Annotated in this window: 15 protein-coding genes; 10 read left to right on the plus strand and 5 right to left on the minus strand. The window is 72.0% G+C overall.

Annotated elements, in window-relative coordinates; all coding sequences use genetic code 11:
* The first annotated feature begins 234 nt into the window (after window positions 1-234).
* Both IE134_RS32885 and IE134_RS32890 read left to right on the plus strand, forming a co-directional pair.
* Window positions 235-957 (plus strand): TetR family transcriptional regulator, encoded by a 723-nt coding sequence (locus tag IE134_RS32885; RefSeq protein ID WP_030722210.1) that lies wholly within the window; start codon window positions 235-237, stop codon window positions 955-957.
* A 125-nt stretch (window positions 958-1082) separates the two neighbouring features.
* Window positions 1083-1454 (plus strand): Zn-ribbon domain-containing OB-fold protein, encoded by a 372-nt coding sequence (locus IE134_RS32890; protein ID WP_030722213.1) that lies wholly within the window; start codon window positions 1083-1085, stop codon window positions 1452-1454.
* A 25-nt stretch (window positions 1455-1479) separates the two neighbouring features.
* Here the strand turns inward: IE134_RS32890 and IE134_RS32895 are convergent, their stop codons facing one another.
* Window positions 1480-2175, minus strand: a complete 696-nt coding sequence (locus IE134_RS32895) for a type 1 glutamine amidotransferase domain-containing protein (RefSeq protein WP_189432659.1) — start codon at window positions 2173-2175, stop codon at window positions 1480-1482.
* Window positions 2176-2292: 117 nt separating this feature from the next.
* Between IE134_RS32895 and IE134_RS32900 the strand changes: the two genes are divergently transcribed.
* Window positions 2293-3258 carry a LysR family transcriptional regulator gene (locus IE134_RS32900; RefSeq protein ID WP_030722219.1) on the plus strand — a complete coding sequence of 322 codons (966 nt, stop codon included), beginning with the start codon at window positions 2293-2295 and terminating at the stop codon, window positions 3256-3258.
* Here the strand turns inward: IE134_RS32900 and IE134_RS32905 are convergent.
* Window positions 3200-4618: a uracil-xanthine permease family protein gene (locus IE134_RS32905; RefSeq protein WP_030722222.1), complete on the minus strand. Its 1419-nt coding sequence runs from the start codon at window positions 4616-4618 to the stop codon at window positions 3200-3202. The genes IE134_RS32900 and IE134_RS32905 overlap by 59 nt on opposite strands.
* Window positions 4615-5736 (minus strand): arylsulfotransferase family protein, encoded by a 1122-nt coding sequence (locus IE134_RS32910; RefSeq protein ID WP_098018735.1) that lies wholly within the window; start codon window positions 5734-5736, stop codon window positions 4615-4617. The genes IE134_RS32905 and IE134_RS32910 overlap by 4 nt, the downstream gene beginning before the upstream one ends.
* 147 nt (window positions 5737-5883) lie before the next feature.
* Here IE134_RS32910 and IE134_RS32915 point away from each other — a divergent pair, with 147 nt between their 5' ends.
* Entirely contained in the window at window positions 5884-6471 is a 588-nt protein-coding gene (locus tag IE134_RS32915; RefSeq protein ID WP_032769623.1) for a helix-turn-helix domain-containing protein, read from the plus strand.
* 49 nt (window positions 6472-6520) lie between these two features.
* On the opposite strand, the gene IE134_RS32920 is transcribed toward IE134_RS32915, so the two are convergent.
* On the minus strand, window positions 6521-7291 hold the full coding sequence (locus tag IE134_RS32920; RefSeq protein WP_030722225.1) for a response regulator: 771 nt from the start codon (window positions 7289-7291) through the stop codon (window positions 6521-6523).
* 114 nt (window positions 7292-7405) lie between these two features.
* Between IE134_RS32920 and IE134_RS32925 the strand changes: the two genes are divergently transcribed.
* From IE134_RS32925 to IE134_RS32935, 3 genes are read left to right on the plus strand one after another with little or no spacing between them, the layout of a single operon-like run.
* Window positions 7406-9013 (plus strand): sensor histidine kinase, encoded by a 1608-nt coding sequence (locus IE134_RS32925; protein WP_030722227.1) that lies wholly within the window; start codon window positions 7406-7408, stop codon window positions 9011-9013.
* Window positions 9010-10215, plus strand: a complete 1206-nt coding sequence (locus IE134_RS32930; RefSeq protein WP_189432661.1) for a PP2C family protein-serine/threonine phosphatase — start codon at window positions 9010-9012, stop codon at window positions 10213-10215. Before IE134_RS32925 ends, IE134_RS32930 begins: the two co-directional genes overlap by 4 nt.
* A gap of 15 nt (window positions 10216-10230) precedes the next feature.
* Window positions 10231-11163: a DUF4394 domain-containing protein gene (locus tag IE134_RS32935; RefSeq protein ID WP_189432663.1), complete on the plus strand. Its 933-nt coding sequence runs from the start codon at window positions 10231-10233 to the stop codon at window positions 11161-11163.
* 112 nt (window positions 11164-11275) lie between these two features.
* On the opposite strand, the gene IE134_RS32940 is transcribed toward IE134_RS32935, so the two are convergent.
* Entirely contained in the window at window positions 11276-11929 is a 654-nt protein-coding gene (locus tag IE134_RS32940) for a fasciclin domain-containing protein (protein ID WP_030722235.1), read from the minus strand.
* A gap of 737 nt (window positions 11930-12666) precedes the next feature.
* On the opposite strand from IE134_RS32940, the gene IE134_RS32945 reads away from it, so the two are divergent.
* The 3 genes from IE134_RS32945 to IE134_RS32955 all read left to right on the plus strand — a co-directional run bounded on the left by IE134_RS32945 (window position 12667) and on the right by IE134_RS32955 (window position 17089).
* Complete coding sequence (locus IE134_RS32945; protein ID WP_189432665.1) at window positions 12667-14511, plus strand: gamma-glutamyltransferase family protein; 1845 nt, start codon at window positions 12667-12669, stop codon at window positions 14509-14511.
* A gap of 104 nt (window positions 14512-14615) precedes the next feature.
* Window positions 14616-15461: an inositol monophosphatase family protein gene (locus IE134_RS32950; RefSeq protein ID WP_189432667.1), complete on the plus strand. Its 846-nt coding sequence runs from the start codon at window positions 14616-14618 to the stop codon at window positions 15459-15461.
* 209 nt (window positions 15462-15670) lie between these two features.
* Window positions 15671-17089, plus strand: coding sequence for a phytoene desaturase family protein (locus IE134_RS32955; protein WP_189432669.1), 1419 nt, complete (start codon window positions 15671-15673; stop codon window positions 17087-17089).
* The last annotated feature ends 8 nt before the right edge of the window (window positions 17090-17097 follow it).

A 17097-nucleotide genomic window follows, 5' to 3' on the forward strand; every position in this document is an offset into this window, starting at 1 on the left:
GCGAAACGCCGGTCACCGGTCGCGTCGGGCACGTACTTCACACAGACAACGATCCTCAAGCTCACGCCGGCTCTCCTGCCTACCTGGGTGTGGTCCCACCTGGGTGTCATTCGTACTGATGAAGAGACTATGGCACTCAGTACCCTCTGTAAAGGTACCCAGTGCCAAAGTGCCTCTTCCGGTGCTACGTTTCGCCGCATGAGCGAGGCGCGAGGACCCGAGAAGAAGGCACCCATGCGGGAGGTGCTGGCGCAGGCCGCCTTCCAGCTGTTCCTGGAGCGGGGCTTCGAGCGGACGACCGTGGACGACATCGTGGCGCGGGCCGGTGTGGGCCGGCGTTCGTTCTTCCGCTACTTCCCGTCGAAGGAGGACGCGGTCTTCCCGGACCATGAGCGCTGCCTCGCCGAGATGACCGAATTCCTGGCCGTCGCCGACGACGGCGATCCGGTCGGCGCGGTGTCCGACGCGGCGCGCATCGTGCTGCGGATGTACGCGGCCAACCCCGAGTTCTCCGTGCAGCGCTACCGGCTCACCCGGGAGGTGCCCGGACTGCGGACGTACGAGCTGTCCGTGGTGCGCCGCTACGAGCAGACCCTCGCCGGTCATCTGCGGAGCCGGTTCGGTGAGGACGGTGACGGGGCGCTGCGGGCCGAGGTGGTCGCCGCGTCCGTGGTCGCCGCGCACAACAACGGGCTGCGGCTGTGGCTGCGTTCGGGCGGGGAGGGGGACCCCGAGGTGGCGGTCGACCATGCGCTCGCCCTGGTGCGCGAGGTGTGGGGGCGGCCCACTGCCTCCACCGCCCCGGCTGCCCCCGGGGCCTCTGCTGTCCCCGCCGTCCCCCTTGCTGTCTCCGGTGGCGGTGACGGCGACGGTGAAGTGGTCGTGATGGTCGCGCGGAAGGGCACTCCGATGTGGCGCGTCGTGCAGCAGATCGAGGCGGCCGTCGGCGAGAACTGAGTACCAATGGGCACTCAGTGCCTTTACTCTCCGGCACTGAGTGCCATATGGTGCGGACGCGCCGGCAGTGCAGGTGCGGCGTGTCCGAGTCGAGCGCAGGGGGTCGAGCCGTGTCCCAGACAGCAATGGGTACCGTCCAGAAGGCGCACGAGGAGTGCGGCCTTGCCTACCACCGCTGCCGCTGGTGCGGCACCGCCTCCTTCCGGCGGCTGCTGTGCCCGGTGTGCGCGTCCAGCGAACTGGAGCCCGAACGCACCACCGGCCACGGCGTGGTCGTCCGGACCGCCGTGATCCACCGCTACACCGAGGCGGCGCGCAACGAGTCCCTGGTCCGGTTCTCCGAAGGCTTCGTCTTCCGCTGCCGGATCGTGGGGGCGGCCCCGCACCTGGTGACGGTCGGGGCACGCGTACGGCCCGTCTCCGGGGACGAGCCGGAGACGGGCGAGGTGGTGCTGGAGCTCTGCGAGCCGCCCGCGCGGCAGCAGGAGTGGATCTGAACGGACCCGGCCGCCGAGTGGGCGGTCAGTCGAGCCGGTTGACCAGTTCGGACGCCAACGGGGCGGACGAGGCAGGATTCTGACCGGTGATCAGGTTCCGGTCGGTGATGATGAACGGCGCCCAGGGCTCACCCTCCTGGAACTCCGCGCCCGCCGCCACCAGCCGGTCCTGGAGCAGCCACTTGGCTTTCTCCGCGAGGCCCGCCTGGGTCTCCTCCGTGTTGGTGAAGCCGGTCAGCCGGTACCCGGCGAACGCGTTCGCACCGTCGGGGCCGGTCGCGGCCAGCAGCGCCGCCGGACCGTGGCAGACCACGCCCAGCGGCTTGCCCGAGGCGAGGGCGGCGGTGAGCAGCCGGCCGGAGGCCTCGTTCACCGCGAGGTCCTCCATCGGGCCGTGGCCGCCGGGGTAGAACACCGCGTCGTACGCGTCCAGGTCCACGTCCTCCAGCGCGACGGGATGCCGCAGCTCCTCGAACGCGTCCAGCGCCGACGCGACCCGGTCGGCGCCTTCCTGGCCGCCGTTGAACTCCGGCGCCAGGCTGCCGCGGTCCACGGTCGGGACGACGCCGCCCGGGGTGGCGACGACCACCTCGTGCCCTGCGGCGGTGAGGGTCTCGTACGGGGTCACGGCCTCCTCGGCCCAGAAACCCGTGGGGTGCTTCGTGCCGTCCGCCAGGGTCCAGTGGTCCGCGCCGGTCACCACGAAAAGGATCTTTGCCATGTCGTACGTCTCCGTAGATCAGAGGGGTGTCGAGGGAGTCGGTCAGAGGGCTCGGGAAGTGCTTGCCTGTGCGACCGTAGGCCGGATCACCCATAGGTTTCCAATAGGCTGGCAGCTATGAGAAATAAGGATCCCGATGGGTACGCCGGGCTGGGCCGTCCGGCGGACGCGCCCCCGGGGCCGGCCGATCTGAATCTGCTGCGGACCTTTCTCGCCGTGCACCGGTCGGGCTCCTTCACCGCCGCCGCCCGGCTGCTCGGCCTCTCCCAGCCGACCGTCACCGCCCAGATGCGCTCCCTGGAGCGGCAGGTGGGCCGGGAACTGTTCGAACGCCTGCCGCGCGGGGTCGCCCCCTCGCCGTACGCGGACGAGCTGGCGGCCCGCGTCGTCGACCCGCTGGACGCCCTCGCCGAGGTCACGGGCGATACGGTCCCGGCCGGGGAACGCCCGGCCGACCCCGTCCACCTGGCGGGCCCCGCCGAGCTGATGTGCCTGCGGGCGCTGCCCGCGCTGGCTCCGCTCGTCGCGGACGGGCTGCTGCTGCGCGCCGCGACCGGGCTCACCGATCCGCTCCTGGACGAGCTGCGGGCGGGCCGCCACGACCTGGTCATCGCGACCGCCCGGCCGCGCGGCCGGGCGCTGTCCGCGGTCCCGTTGATGGATGAGGAGTTCGTGCTGACGGCCGCCCCGCACTGGGCCGCCCGGACCGGGGGACCGGAGAACCTCGCCGCCCGGGGGCCGGGCGTGCTGCACGGCCTGCCCCTCGTGACGTACGCCGAGGATCTGCCCATCGCCCGCCGCTACTGGCGCCACGTCTTCGGCCGCCGCCTCGACTGCCGGGCCGCCGTCACCGTGCCCGACCTGCGCGGGGTGCTTTCCGCCGTGGTGGCCGGGGCGGGCTTCTCGGTGCTGCCGCGCTATCTCTGCGCGGACGAACTGGCCTCGGGCGCCCTCGTCGAGCTGTACGCCCCCGAGGACCCGCCGATCAACACCGCGTACCTCGTGCAGCGCCCCGGTTCCGCCGTCAACCCTCAGGTGGCGCGGGTGCGCGATCTGCTGGTCGAGGCCGCCCGCGCCTGGTGAGCGGCGGCTGCTCCCCGGACTGCTGCTCCTCGGAATGCCGCTCCCCGGACTGCTGCTCCCCGGGCCCGGTGCGCGGCGCCCGGTCGGCGACGGTGAAGAGGGCGTGCAGCAGGACCGCCGCCAGGGTTCCCGCGACGACCCCGGACCCCAGGAGCGTACGGATCCAGCCGGGGAAACCGTCGTACAGCGTGGGGGCGACGATCGGCAGGAGCCCCACGGCCAGCGCGAGCGCCGCGATCATCGAGTGGCCCCGCCCGGCCAGTTCGGACCGGGCGAGCATCTGGACGCCCATGACGGCGATGACCGCGTACACGACCAGCGCGGATCCCCCGACCACGGCGGGCGGCAGACCGGCGACCGCACGCGAGAGCGGGGAGAGGAGCCCCACGGCGACGAGGAGGCCACCGGCCGCCGCCGTCACGAAGCGGCTGCGGACCCCGGTCAGCCGGCTGATCCCGATGTTCTCGGAGCTGGTCACCATCAGCGACGCCCCCAACGTCCCGGCGAAGAGCGACATCAACGCGTCGGCGCGGGCGACCCTCGGCACGTCCCGGCCGGGGTCGGGCTTCCGCCCCGAGGTCTCGCTGTTCAGGACGGTCTGGCCGGTGATCTCGGCGAGCGTACTGAGGCTGAAGACCAGCAGGGGCAGCGCGGCGAGGACGTCGAACCGCGGTGTCCCGTACGGGAAGAGATCCGGGAGCGAGAAGCCGCTGCCCGGGGCCGGGCTGAACGTGCCGAGCCCGCTGACGACCGCGATCGCTGTGCCCGCCACCATGCCGATGAGCACCGCGCTCTGCCGCCACACCCCGCGCAGGAAGAGATACGCCGCCAGCGTGACCGCCACCGTGGCGCCCGCCAGGACGACCGAGCCCCGCGCCGTCTGCCCGGTCGGCCCGGTGATCAGCTGCGCGGCCACCCGGACCATGGCGATCCCGATCAGCAGGACCGTCACGCCCATCACCAGGGGTGGGAAGAGCCGCACGATCCGGCCGTACAGCGGAACCACGGCCAGCAGCAGGGCGGCTGCCAGGAGCACCGAGCCACTCGCCACCGCCGGGCCGTGATCGGCGGAGATCTGGATGAACAGCGCGGTGGCGGCCCCGCCCGGCAGCATGATGAACGGCAGCCGCGCCCCGACGTTCCCGACGCCGAGCGACTGGAGCAGCGATCCCGCCCCGCACAGGACCAGCACCGCGCTGAGTACCGAAGCCGTCTCCGCCGGGCTCAGGTGCAGGGCGGTGGCCGTGAGGAAGACGGTCGACACGGGAGCGGCGGCCATCGCCAGGACGTGCTGGAGTGCCAGGGGGACCAGCCGCCCGAGCGGAACCCGTTCGTCGACGGGCGCCATCGGCGCCGTCACCGTCCGGCCTCCAGCCAGGGCAGCTCGTCGGCCGCGTAACGGTAGGCCCGGAACACCGCGTTCGGCTCGGCCGGGAACAGACCGCGCACCTCGGCCTCCTCGTAGCCGCCGAAGTACGGGACGACGTACTCCCACACCAGGAGCCCGTCGGCGGTGACCTCGAAGAGCCGTCCGGCGGGGGAGTCGGTGACCAACGTGTTGCCGTTCGGGAGGCGTTGGGCCGATCCCATGAACGGTGCGAAGAAGGACTCCCGGGCGGGATCGTGGTACTCCCACGCGACGGTCCCGGCCCGGTCGATCTCGATCACGCGCGAGTACGGCACGTCGTGCCCCGGGCGGAAGACGCCGTTGTCGAAGACGAGGAAGTTGCCGTTCCGCAGCTCGGTGGGATGGTGCTGCTGCGAGACGGCGCCGGGCGCCGTGCGCCACAGGACCTCGCCCGTCGCGCGGCTGATCACGACGACCGCCGAGACGCTGCGCAGGCTCGCCAGGATGTTGCCGTCCGCGAGGGGCGTGACCGAGTTGATCAGCGGCCAGTGCTCCCGGGCGTAGTCCGGGTGCAGGGCGAAGGCCTCCCGGTCGAGGTGGTCGGCCGCGCGCCACGACCACACCTCGTTCCCCTCGGCGTCGACCTCCTTGATGGTGTCCGCCCACACGACGCCGCCCGCGGCCTCCGAGCCGGGCACCCCGCCGCGTACCCCGGCCGCCTCCGGGCCGGTGAGGGGCTCCAGCGCGGTGTAGAGGATTCCGCCGTCGTCCAGGTGGTGGGCGTCGTGGTGCTGGAGCGGGTCGCGGTGCTCGCGCAGGACCGTGCCGTCGGGGGCGTACACGCCGAGGACCCCGCCGCGGTACTTGTGCCACATCGGGAAGAGCGCCTTCTCGCCGGGCAGGACGCCGTTGTACGCGAGATTCCCGCCGGGGAGGATGCGGGCGTGCCGGCCCGGGCGGTACGGCAGCCGCCAGGTGTGCACGTCCTCGCCGCGCAGATCGATCAGATGGACCGCGCCGCCGCCGGTGAGCGGGGCGAAGAGCGTGTAGCCCGCGAAGGCCCGTTCGGCGTCGAGAGCGATGAGACCGGTGCCGCGGCGGCGGCGCTGATTCTGGTCGACGGTGGACACAACAACCTCGCTTCAGAGGATCAAAGTTTCTTTGATGAAGTCGAACTCCTTTGAAGCTAGGGGTGGAGTGTGTCAGCGGTGTGACGGGCGTACGAAACCTCCCGCGCCCCTGCGTAAGGTGGCTGCTCCCGGGGAGGAGACACGATCATGAGCGGTACGCGGCCGGACGGCGACGAGCGGGCGGGGTCCGGTGAGCCGGGTGCCGGACTCGGCAACGCTGTGCGCCGGCGGCGGCGCGCCCTCGATCTGACGCTGGCCGCGGTCGCCGAACGCAGCGGCCTCTCGGTGCCCTTCCTCAGCCAGATCGAGAACGAGCGCGCGCGGCCCAGCATGCGCTCCCTCCAGCGCATCGCCGACGGCCTGCGGACGACAGCGGTCGAACTCCTCGCCGCCTCCAGCGCCGCGGACCGGTCCGTCGACGTCGTCCGCGCCAAGGACGACTCGGGTCTCGCCACCGACACGGGGGTGCGCCCGCTGGTCCGGGGCAGTCACCAGATGCATGCGCTGGAATTCACCGGGGCCCAGCACGCGGACCGCGAATTCCTGCACGGGAACGACGAGTTGATGTACGTCGCGGACGGCGCCGCCGAGGTCGAGGCGGACGGCCGCACCTTCCGTCTCGAGCGCGGCGACACGCTCTACCTCACCGGCGGGGTGCGGCACCGCTGGCGTGCGGCCGGCCCCGACACCCGTGTCCTCCTGGTCTCGGTCTCCGGCCACGGGCCCGGAAGCTGAGGACCGGCGGCATGGGCGGGAGGACGCGGTGTACCAGCCGTAGGTCGGCCTACGGGCGGGGGCGGGTGGCGGTGTCGAGGTAGAAGGCGTCGATGCTCTGGACGGCCTGCTCGAATTCGTCGAGGTTGACGGGCTTGGTCACATAGGCGTTGGCGTGGCTGGTGTACGCGCCGGTGACGTCGTCCGGGGCGTTCGACGTGGTGAGGACGACGACGGGGATGGCCTGGAGGTTTTCGTCGGTCTTGAGGACCTTCAGCAGGTCGTGGCCGTTCATGCGGGGCATGTTCAGGTCGAGGACGATGAGGTCGGGCCGTACCGAGCCGGGGGCGCGGAGGTGCTCCAGGGCGGCGACTCCGTCGGTGACCTGCACCAGGTTGCGGGTCCCGCGCTCGGAGAGGGCTTCTTCGATGAGCATGGCGTCGGCCATGTCGTCCTCGACGAGCAGGACGTCGAAGGGGCGGGCGGGAGTGGTCATCGTCGGTTGCTCCGTGGGTCTTTCGCTCGAGTGGTGGAAGAGTCCCGGCCAGCGGCGCCGGGCGCCTTGGCGGGTCATGTCGCAGGCAGCGCCGATCTGCGGGTAGCCGGCACCCGCGCGGGCGGCGTCCGTGGCTGCTTGCCGTTGAAGCCTCTCCGTAGCCTGCTGAAGCTGGTCCAGTACGTGGAGCAACGCCAGCGGATACGCCGGGTCGCCGGTTGCGGGAGGCGTCGGCGCTTCCTGCAGTCGGCGGGCAAGGCGCTGCGCGAGATCGCTGATGCTCGCGTCCGCGATGGCGGCGGTCTCCTCAGGTGTGGTCCGCAATAGGAAGTTCTCGCCGGGCATACCCGGCACTGTAGGCCCCGGAGCTCTCTCACGACAACATGTGTTGTCGCGAGGGGTCTAGAGTGTGCTGGCCGCATTCCACTCGGGCGGCTTCCCCAGCGAGGAGCGCTCAGGATGACCGGCGACATACAGCAACCGCGCAAGCGAAGACTGTCCTCGTGGACGACCCGGCGCTTGCTCCGCGCAGGCGTCGCCGCGTCCCTGGTGGTGCTGACCCTGCTCGGGCTGACGGGAGCCTGGGTCCTCGGGCGGACCCAGTCGATCAGCAACAATCTGACGGACGTACGGTCTCCCTCACTGTCCACCGCGTTCCGTCTGGAAACGGCCCTGGTCAACCAGGAAACCGGCATCCGCGGCTACGGCCTGACCGGCATGGCCGACTTCCTGGCCCCCTACCGGCAGGGACTCGCGGACCAGAAAGCGCATGTCCGGTCGCTCGGAGAGCTGCTCCACGGCGATCCCGCCCGGACGAAAGACCTCGAAGAGGTCCAGGCGGCCGTCGGCAGGTGGCAGGAGGGAATCGCCGAGCCCGTCGCCGCCGAACCGCCCGGCGCACCCTCCGCGCAGGCCGCGGAGCGGCTGGCCGAAGGCAAAGCAGCCTTCGACCAGGTGCGCCACGCCCTGGAGAGCCAGCAGGAGAGGCTGCGCGCGGACCGCGTCCGGGCCAGGGCAGACCTGCAGTCCACGATGATCCTGCGGAACTGGGTGTTCGGCACCATCGCCCTGGTCATCGTCGTTCTGGCGGCCCTCGTCTTCGAAGGGCTGCGCCGCGGCATCAACCGGCCACTGGAGCAGTTGGGAGCCGACGCCCGCACCATCGCCGCCGGCGACTTCAGCCATCCCATCACCCCCACGGGCCCTGCCGACCTGCGCCGTCTGAGCGGCGAGATCGAGTCGATGCGTCGCCGCCTCCTACGGGAACTGGCCTTCACCGAAGAGGCCCGGCAGCGTCTGGACGCGCAGGCCGCGGATCTCCAGCGCTCCAACGCCGAACTCGAACAGTTCGCGTACGTGGCCTCCCACGACCTCCAGGAACCGCTGCGCAAGGTGTCCAGCTTCACCCAGCTCCTGCAACGCCGCTACGGAGGCCAACTCGACGAGCGAGCCGACCAGTACATCGGCTTCGCGGTCGACGGAGCCAACCGCATGCAGACCCTCATCAGCGATCTGCTCAACTTCTCCCGCGTGGGCCGTGTGCACAACGCCCACCAGAGCATCGACCTGGACACGGTGCTGGAGGAGACGCTGTCGGCGCTGAGCGTGGCCGTCGAGGAGACCGGGGCGAAGATCACGCACGACCCCCTGCCGACCCTGGTCGCCGATCCCAGCCAGATGGTCATGCTCTGGCAGAACCTGATCGGCAACGCCGTCAAGTTCCGCCGCCCCGACGGAACCCCGCGGATCCACATCACGGCAGCCGAGGAGGCCGGGCTGTGGCGGTTCACCGTCACCGACAACGGCATCGGCATCCCACCCGAGTACGCCGAGAAGATCTTCGTCATCTTCCAGCGGCTCCACACCAAGGAGACCTACAGCGGCAGCGGCATAGGCCTGGCGATGTGCAAGAAGATCGTCGAGTTCCACGGCGGGACCATCACCATCGACCCGGACTACCGCGAGGGAGCCCGCGTCACCTTCACCCTGGCCCCCGAACCGCCGCAGCTCCCCACCCCGTCGGCCACACCGGAGGACGCGCGAGCAGAGGCGGAGCAGGCGCGATGAGCACCGCTGGGGAACCTGTTCCTGATGCGCCCTCCGGCCCGTCCCACTACCGCATTCTCCTGATCGAGGACGATCCGGGCGACGTTCTGCTCGTCGAGGAACTCCTCCACGTCACCGGACTCCGCTTCGAGCTGACCACCCGCACCACCCTGGCCGAAGCCCGCGCCGAACTGCTCTCCAGCCGGGCCGACTGCATCCTCCTCGATCTGCACTTGCCGGATGTGTCGGGCATCGACGCCCTCACCACCGTGCGAAACCTTGCCCCGCACACCGCCGTGATCGTCCTCACCGGCCTGCCCGAGGCCCAGGCAGGCACCGAGGCGATGGCGGCCGGTGCCCAGGACTACCTGGTCAAGGGCAAGGTCGACGCCGACCTCCTGGACCGGACGGTGCGCTACGCCGTCTATCGCAGCCATACCGAACGGGTGAGCGCCGAGGTCCAGGCAGCACGGCAGCGTGCGGAGGAGAACGCCCGCCTGGAACGCGGCCTCCTGCCGCAGCCCATCCTCGACACCTCCTCGGTGAGAGTGACCTCCCGCTATCTGCCCGGTGCCGCACTGGCGCTGCTGGGCGGGGACTTCCTCGACGTGGTCGAGGGCGACGACGGCCTGCTCCACGCGGTCGTGGGCGATGTCAGCGGCCACGGCCCCGACGCCGCCGCGCTCGGTGTCTTCCTGCGCATCGCCTGGCGCTCTCTCGTGCTGGGCGGGCACCGCGGCAAGGATCTGCTCCACCTCATGGAGCGCATCCTGGTCGCCGAGCGAGGCAGCCACGCCCTGTTCGCCACGTGCACCATCCTCACCCTGGATCAGCACGCCGGCACGATCATTCTCCATCTCGTCGGCCACCATGAGCCGCTGCTGACCACCGTGCAGGGAACCCGGGAAGTGTCCGCGGCTCACGGCATGGCGCTCGGGATCGTCCCCGGCCTTCGCTCCTGGCCCTCCACCACCGTCCCCCTCCCGGCCAGTGGGGCTCTGACCCTCTACACCGACGGGCTCACCGAAGGTCACAGCGGCGCGGACGACGACCGGCTCGGCGTCGAAGGACTCCTCACCCTGATCGGGAACCTGCCACCGGCAGACCCGGCCGCCCATGTCGACCGGCTCATCACGGAGACCCACCGGCTGAACGCCGGACGCCACTCCGACGACCTGGCCGTCCTCCGGCTGGACTGGGGCGAGCCGACATCCCTCTCCTGACGCCCGGACAGCTCGGTGCCGCCACGAGAGGGGCCGCACGCCGAGGCCTTAGTCATCACCGTCGCCCTCGCCGCGGCGGTGTCCTCGGTCGTCCCGGCATCGGCAGGGGCCTGGGCCGCCGCCCCGTCATCCGACCGGACCTCCCAGGAGAGTTCGGGACCGGGACAGGCCGGGCAGCGGGCGGCCGTGGACGGTGGTCTGGCGGTCGTCGGCCTGACCACCGGTCAGCGGCTGGTGGAGTTCCGTACCGGTGAGCCCTCCAGGCCGTGGCAGCTGGGCAAGGTCAGCGGCCTCAAGAAGGACACCAAACTGGTCGGCATCGACTTCCGGGTGCAGAACACCAAGCTGTACGGGGTCGGCGACAAGGGCGGCATCTACACCCTGAACACCCGCAACGCCAAGGCGGCCAAGGTGTCGCAGCTGACCGTCGCCCTGTCCGGCACGTTCTTCGGGGTCGACTTCAACCCGGCCGCGAACCGCCTGCGAGTCATCAGCGACACCGGCCAGAACCTGCGCCACAACATCGACGACCCGGCGGCCCCCCGTACCACCACCGTCGACACCCCGCTCACCAACCCGACGACACCCCCCTCGACGGCCAAGGGGGTAACCGGTGCGGCGTACACGAACAACGACCTCAACGCCGAGACCGCGACGTCCCTCTTCGACATCGACACGACGAACGACCGTGTCTCGCTCCAGTCGCCCGCCAACTCCGGCACCCTCGCCCCCACCGGGAACCTCGGCGTCAACGCCGGTCCGAACGCCGGATTCGACATCTACTTCTCCCACCGGACGCGGACCAACCACGGCTTCGCCGCACTCAGCGTCAACGGGGCCTACCGCTTCTACGACGTCAACATCCTCACCGGACAGGCGGTGGGCGTAGGCGCCTTCCCCAAGGCTCACCAGGTCACCGACGTGGCTCTGCCGCTGAACCAGAGCTGACGTGCTCGCACCATGAGCACGCGTCACAGGGCTGGTCGAGGGCCCCGAGTCGGTGTGGATGACTCGGGGCCCGGCCCGTTCGGGGTCTGTCGCGTGGTGCGCGGGGTGTGCGTCAGCTCTTGGGCATGAGGACGGTGTCGACGATGTAGACGGTGGCGTTGGCGGTGGGGACGTTGCCGCAGACGACCTTGGAGGTGTCGTTGACGGTGTAGTTCTCGCCGGAGCCCTTGGTGGTGAGGGCGGACTTCTGGAGGGTGTCGTAGGTGCCGCTCTCCAGCTGCGTGGGGGAGAGCTTCTCGCCGACGACGTGGTAGGTGAGGATGTTGGTGAGCATCTCCTTGTCGGCCAGGACCTTGTCGAGGTCGGCCTTGGGGATCTTGGCGAAGGCGTCGTTGGTCGGCGCGAACACGGTGATGTTCTGGGCGTTGTTGAGCGTGTCGACGAGGCCGGCCTTCTTCACCGCGGTGACCAGGGTGGACAGGGCGGGGTTGTTCGAGGCGGCGGTGGCGACCGGGTCCTGGGCCATGCCGTCGAAGGAGCCCGCACCGTCCTTCGGGACGGTGGCGCATGCCGGACCGAACGGGCCGTCCGCGGGGGTGCCCTCGGCCGGCGCGCTCGACTTCTCCTCCGCGGGGGCGGAGCTGGAGGACTTGTCGGCGGCGGCGTCGGAGGAGCTGTCGTCCCCGCCGCAGGCGGTCAGCGTCAGCGGGAGGACGGCGGCGGCGGTGAGGGCGAGGGCGGCGCGGCGGTAGCGGAAGGCAGTCACGAGATATCTCCAGCGTGTTCGATTGGTAGCGCTGCGTGTTCGCCGGGGGGTGTGGTTCGGCGACCGGGTGGTGATGTTCCGCAGTGCTGATGTCGGGTCAGGTGTCGCCCCGGTGCGGGGCGACTCGGGTCAGAGCGCTCGTCCGCGAAGCGGGTCGCGGGCGACGTCCGCTGTGGGGCGGATCGGTTGTGCTGCTCTGATCGTCATGTCTGCTATCCGGAGCCGCCGCGCGGTCGGATTGGTCCGCGAGGAAGAAACTTCATCCGGCCGCGCCCCGGGGTCTGTCGATCTGCCCGGAGATTGGCCCGACCGGGTGGTGTGCCGGGATCGACCAATCCGGCGTCCTGGCGGTGGCGAATACCCGATGTGAGCGGCTGTCAGGAGGAGGCGCCGCGCACGACGAGGTTCCCCGGCGGCTGCGGGGAACCTCACCTCGCTCCCCGCGGTGGAAGGCCCGCGGCGAGCAGCTGTTGTGGGGCGCCACTCTCCTGGGCGCCCCACGACAGACCGGCCGTTTCCCAGGTGATGTGGCGAAGGCCGGCGTGGTCCAGGGTGCGGTGGACCTCGACCGTGGGGAACGTGTCCTTGAGGCAGAGGGCGGTGCGGTCGACGGTGAAGGCCGCTGTGCTGCAACCCCCGGATTCTCGCAGCCCCCGGATTCTTCCCGCGCTCGATCGTGTGCCGCTCGGCGTGCAGAATCGACTGTCCGACACGCGCAGAACGAGGTGAGAGCCCGTATGTTCACCACCCGGCCCACTCTCCAAGGCACCTTCGGGATGGTGTCCTCCACCCACTGGCTGGCCTCGCAGTCCGCGATGGCGGTCCTGGAGGACGGCGGCAACGCCTATGACGCCGCCGTCGCCGCCGGGTTCGTCCTCCATGTCGTCGAGCCGCACCTCAACGGCCCGGCCGGCGAGGTCCCGATGATCCTGGCGAGCGGGGACGGTGAAGTGCGGGTGCTGTGCGGTCAGGGGACCGCTCCGGCCGGGGCCACCGTCGCCCACTACCGCTCCCTCGGCCTCGGGCTCGTCCCCGGCACCGGGCCGCTCGCCGCCGCCGTCCCCGGCGCCTTCGACGCCTGGATGCTGCTCCTGCGCGACCACGGCACCAAGGACCTGGCCGAGGTGCTGCGCTACGCGATCGGATACGCCGAGCACGGCCACGCCCCCGTCGAACGGGTCGGCGAGACCGTGGAGGCCGTGCGCGGACTCTTCGAGACCGAGTGGACCACCTCCGCCGCCGTCTATCTTCCCGGCGGCCGCTCCCCGCGCCCCGGCGAGCTGTTCCGCAACCCCGCCCTGGCCGCCACCTGGCGACGCCTCATCGCCGAGGCGTCGGCCACCGGGGGAGCGGACCGCGACGCCCGGATCGAGGCCGCCCGCACGATCTGGCGTGAAGGGTTCGTGGCCGAGGCCCTCGTACGGCAGGCGGCGGTCCCCACCCTGGACACCAGCGGCGACCGGCACACCGGCACGCTCACCGCCGCCGACCTGGCCGGCTGGTCCGCGTCGTACGAAGCCCCCGTCACGTACGACTGGAACGGCTGGACGCTGGCCAAGGCGGGCGGCTGGAGCCAGGGGCCCGTCTTCCTCCAGCAGCTGGCGCTCCTCCCGGACGAGCTGCCGCCGCCCGGCTCCGCCGACTACATCCACCTGCTCGTCGAGGGCTGCAAGCTCGCCATGGCCGACCGCGAGGCCTGGTACGGGGACGCCGCCGCCGTACCCCTGGACGAGCTGCTCTCCGCTCCGTACAACACCCGACGCCGCGCGCTCGTCACGGACACCGCGTCCACGGAACTGCGCCCCGGCGGCCCCGGCGGCCTCACCCCGCTCCTGTCCGCCCACGTGCGCGCGGTCGCGGCCGGGAAGCCCGGGGCTGCCGGGCCCGGCTTCGTTCCCGCGCCCGGCGCCGGTGAGCCCACCATGGCACGCGGCACCCGCCACGGCCCCGATGAGCTGGTCGGTCCCGACGGGGCCACCCGGGGCGACACCTGTCACCTGGACGTCGTCGACCGCTGGGGCAACATGGTCTCCGCCACGCCCAGTGGCGGCTGGCTCCAGTCCAACCCGGTCGTGCCCGAGCTGGGCTTCCCGCTCGGCACCCGGCTCCAGATGGCCTGGCTGGACGAGGGGCTGCCCAACTCCCTGACGCCCGGCCGCCGTCCCCGCACCACCCTCACGCCCTCCCTCGCCCTGCGCGACGGCGTGCCCGTGATGGCGTTCGGCACACCCGGCGGCGACCAGCAGGACCAGTGGCAGGTGCACTTCTTCCTCGCCGTCGCCCGGCGCGCCCGGGTCCGCGGCGGGCTCGACCTCCAGGGCGCGATCGACGAGCCGAACTGGCACAACGACAGCTTCCCCGGCTCGTTCCACCCGCGCGCCATGCACCCCGGCAGCGTCACCGTGGAAGGCCGCACGGACCCCGGAGTGATCGCGGAACTGCGCCGCCGGGGACACGACGTCACGGTCGGCGAGCCCTGGTCGGAGGGGCGGCTGTGCGCCGTGGCCCGGGACCCCGCAACCGGCATCCTGTCCGCCGCCGCCAACCCGCGCGGCATGCAGGGGTACGCCGTCGGCCGCTGACCGGCACTACGTGACCGTGCCGGCCAGCGCCCCCGCACCGCGCTGACCAGGACCTTCGACCGCCCGGCGGCAGCCTCGCCGGACGACCGTGATTGGGTGGAGCCATGATCGATGACTTCCTGTACGGGACCGCCGGGGACACCGGACCGCTGGCCGAGGTCGAGGCCGCCGTGCGCGCCGCCGCCGCGGCCGAGATCGTGCCCCGCCACCGGAAGCTCGCCGCCCACGAGATCATCGAGAAGAGCGGCCCGCACGACCTGGTCACCGCCGCCGACCGGCTGGCCGAGGAACACCTCTCAGCCGCCCTCACCAAGCTGCTGCCCGGCTCGGTCGTCGTCGGCGAGGAGTCCGTCCACGCCGACCCGGCGGTCTACGACGCCCTCGGCGGCGACGCCCCCGTCTGGATCGTCGACCCGGTCGACGGCACCCGCCAGTTCGTCCGCGGGGAGGCCGGCTTCTGCACCCTGGTCGCCCTCGCCCGGCACGGCGAGGTCCACGCCTCCTGGACGTACGCGCCGATCCTGGGTGAGATGGCCGTCGCCGTGCGTGGCCGGGGCGCCACACTCAACGGCACCCCGATACGCGCCGGTGCCCCCGCCCCCGGCGCCGTCCTGAACGTGGCGATGTCGCACCCCGACTACACCACCGACGCCCAGAAGCGGGCCCTGCTCGGCCTGCGCACCGAAGGCATCGCGGCCCGGCCCTGCGGCTCGGCGGGCCTGGAGTACCTCGCGGTGGCGCGCGGGGAGCTGGACGCCACCGCGTTCAACTGGGAGTACGCCTGGGACCACGCGGCCGGACTGCTCCTGGTCACCGAGGCGGGCGGCGCGCAGTCGACCCTGGCGGGCGTCCCGTTCCGGATCGCGGGCGGCAACGACCTGCCGTTCACGGCGGCCCGCGACGAGGCCACCGCCGAACGGATCCTGACGGCGTTGCGGGCGGGCGGCTGACGGAGACGGGCGCCAGGTCCGTGTCGGGGCCTTCCCGCCGGCGGGACCCGGGCCGCCCAACGAGCCCCGGGCCGTCACCGAGGACCCGGGCCGACCGGCACGCGGCTCCGGGCCCATCGCCACGCGGACCGGCGGGGGTCCGCGTCCGCGCTGTCGGTGGGGCCGCATACCCTGGGAGTCCGACTGCCCTCCGACGAAGGAGTCCCAAGGTGCCGTCGATGCTCGATGCGGTCGTGGTGGGCGCCGGGCCCAACGGACTGACCGCCGCGGCCGAACTGGCCCGCCGGGGCTTCTCCGTGGAGGTCCACGAGGCGCACGACACCATCGGTGGAGGCGCGCGCACCGAGGAGCTGACCCTCCCGGGGTTCCGGCACGACCCGTGTTCCGCCGTGCACCCCCTCGGGGTCGGCTCGCCCGCGTTCCGGGCGATGCCCCTGGAGCGGCACGGCCTGGAATGGCTGTACCCCGAGGTCGACCTCGCCCACCCCTTCCCCGACGGCACGGCCGCCGCGCTCACCCGCTCCGTCGGCGAGAGCGCCATGACCCTGGGGGCCGCCGACGCCGGCGCCTACCGCCGCCTCATGGCCCCCTTCCTCGGCCGCTGGGACACCCTGGCCGCCGACTTCCTGCGCACCCCCTGGGAGAGCCTGCCCCGCGACCCGTACCGGCTGGCCCGCTTCGGTCTGCTCGGCCTCCAGCCCGCCACCTGGGTCTCCCGGCGCTTCCAGGGCGAGAAGGCCCGCGGCCTCTTCGCCGGACTCGCCGCCCACGCCATAGCGCCCACCAGCGGCTTCGCCACCTCGGCCATCGCCCTCGTCTTCGCGCTCGCCGCCCACGAGAACGGCTGGCCGGTGCCGCGCGGCGGCTCCCAGGCCATCTCCGACGCCCTCGCCTCCCTGCTCCGGGAGCACGGCGGCACCATCCGCACCGGCAGCGAGGTCAAGCGCCTGGACGAACTGCCGCCCGCCCGCGCCTACATCTTCGACACCTCGCCCTCGGCCCTCGCCCGCATCGCCGGACTGGGCAGCGCCTACCACCGGTACCGCTACGGCGCCTCAGCCTTCAAGATCGACTACGCGCTGTCCGGTCCCGTCCCCTGGACCGCGCCCGAGGCCCGCCGCGCGGGCACCGTCCACATCGGTCCCACCGACACCGCGATCGACGCGGCGCTGCAGGCCGCCGTCGACGGCCGCGACCCCAGCGTGCCCTTCCTCATCACCGCCCAGCCCACCCTGACCGACCCCTCACGGGCCCCCGAAGGACGCCATGTCTTCTGGGTGTACGGGCATGTTCCGGCGGGCTGGGAGGGCGACGCCACCGACGTCATCGAACGCCAACTGGAGCGCTTCGCCCCCGGGTTCCGCGATCTGGTCCTGGCCCGCGCGGTCGCTGGGCCGCCCGAACTCGCCGCGCGCAACGCCAACTACATCGGCGGCGACATCGCCTGCGGCGCCTTCGCCGGCCTCCAGACCCTGATCCGCCCCAAGCTCGCCCGCGTCCCGTACGCCACCGCGCACCCCGCGGTGTTCCTCTGCTCCTCGGCCACCCCGCCCGGACCGGGGGTGCACGGCATGTCCGGTCACCACGCCGCCAAGGCCGTATGGCGGCGGCTGCGGGCGGCCTCCTGAGGCGGCCG

The sequence above is a fragment of the Streptomyces rubiginosohelvolus genome, from assembly GCF_014649875.1.
Classification (GTDB): domain Bacteria; phylum Actinomycetota; class Actinomycetes; order Streptomycetales; family Streptomycetaceae; genus Streptomyces; species Streptomyces rubiginosohelvolus.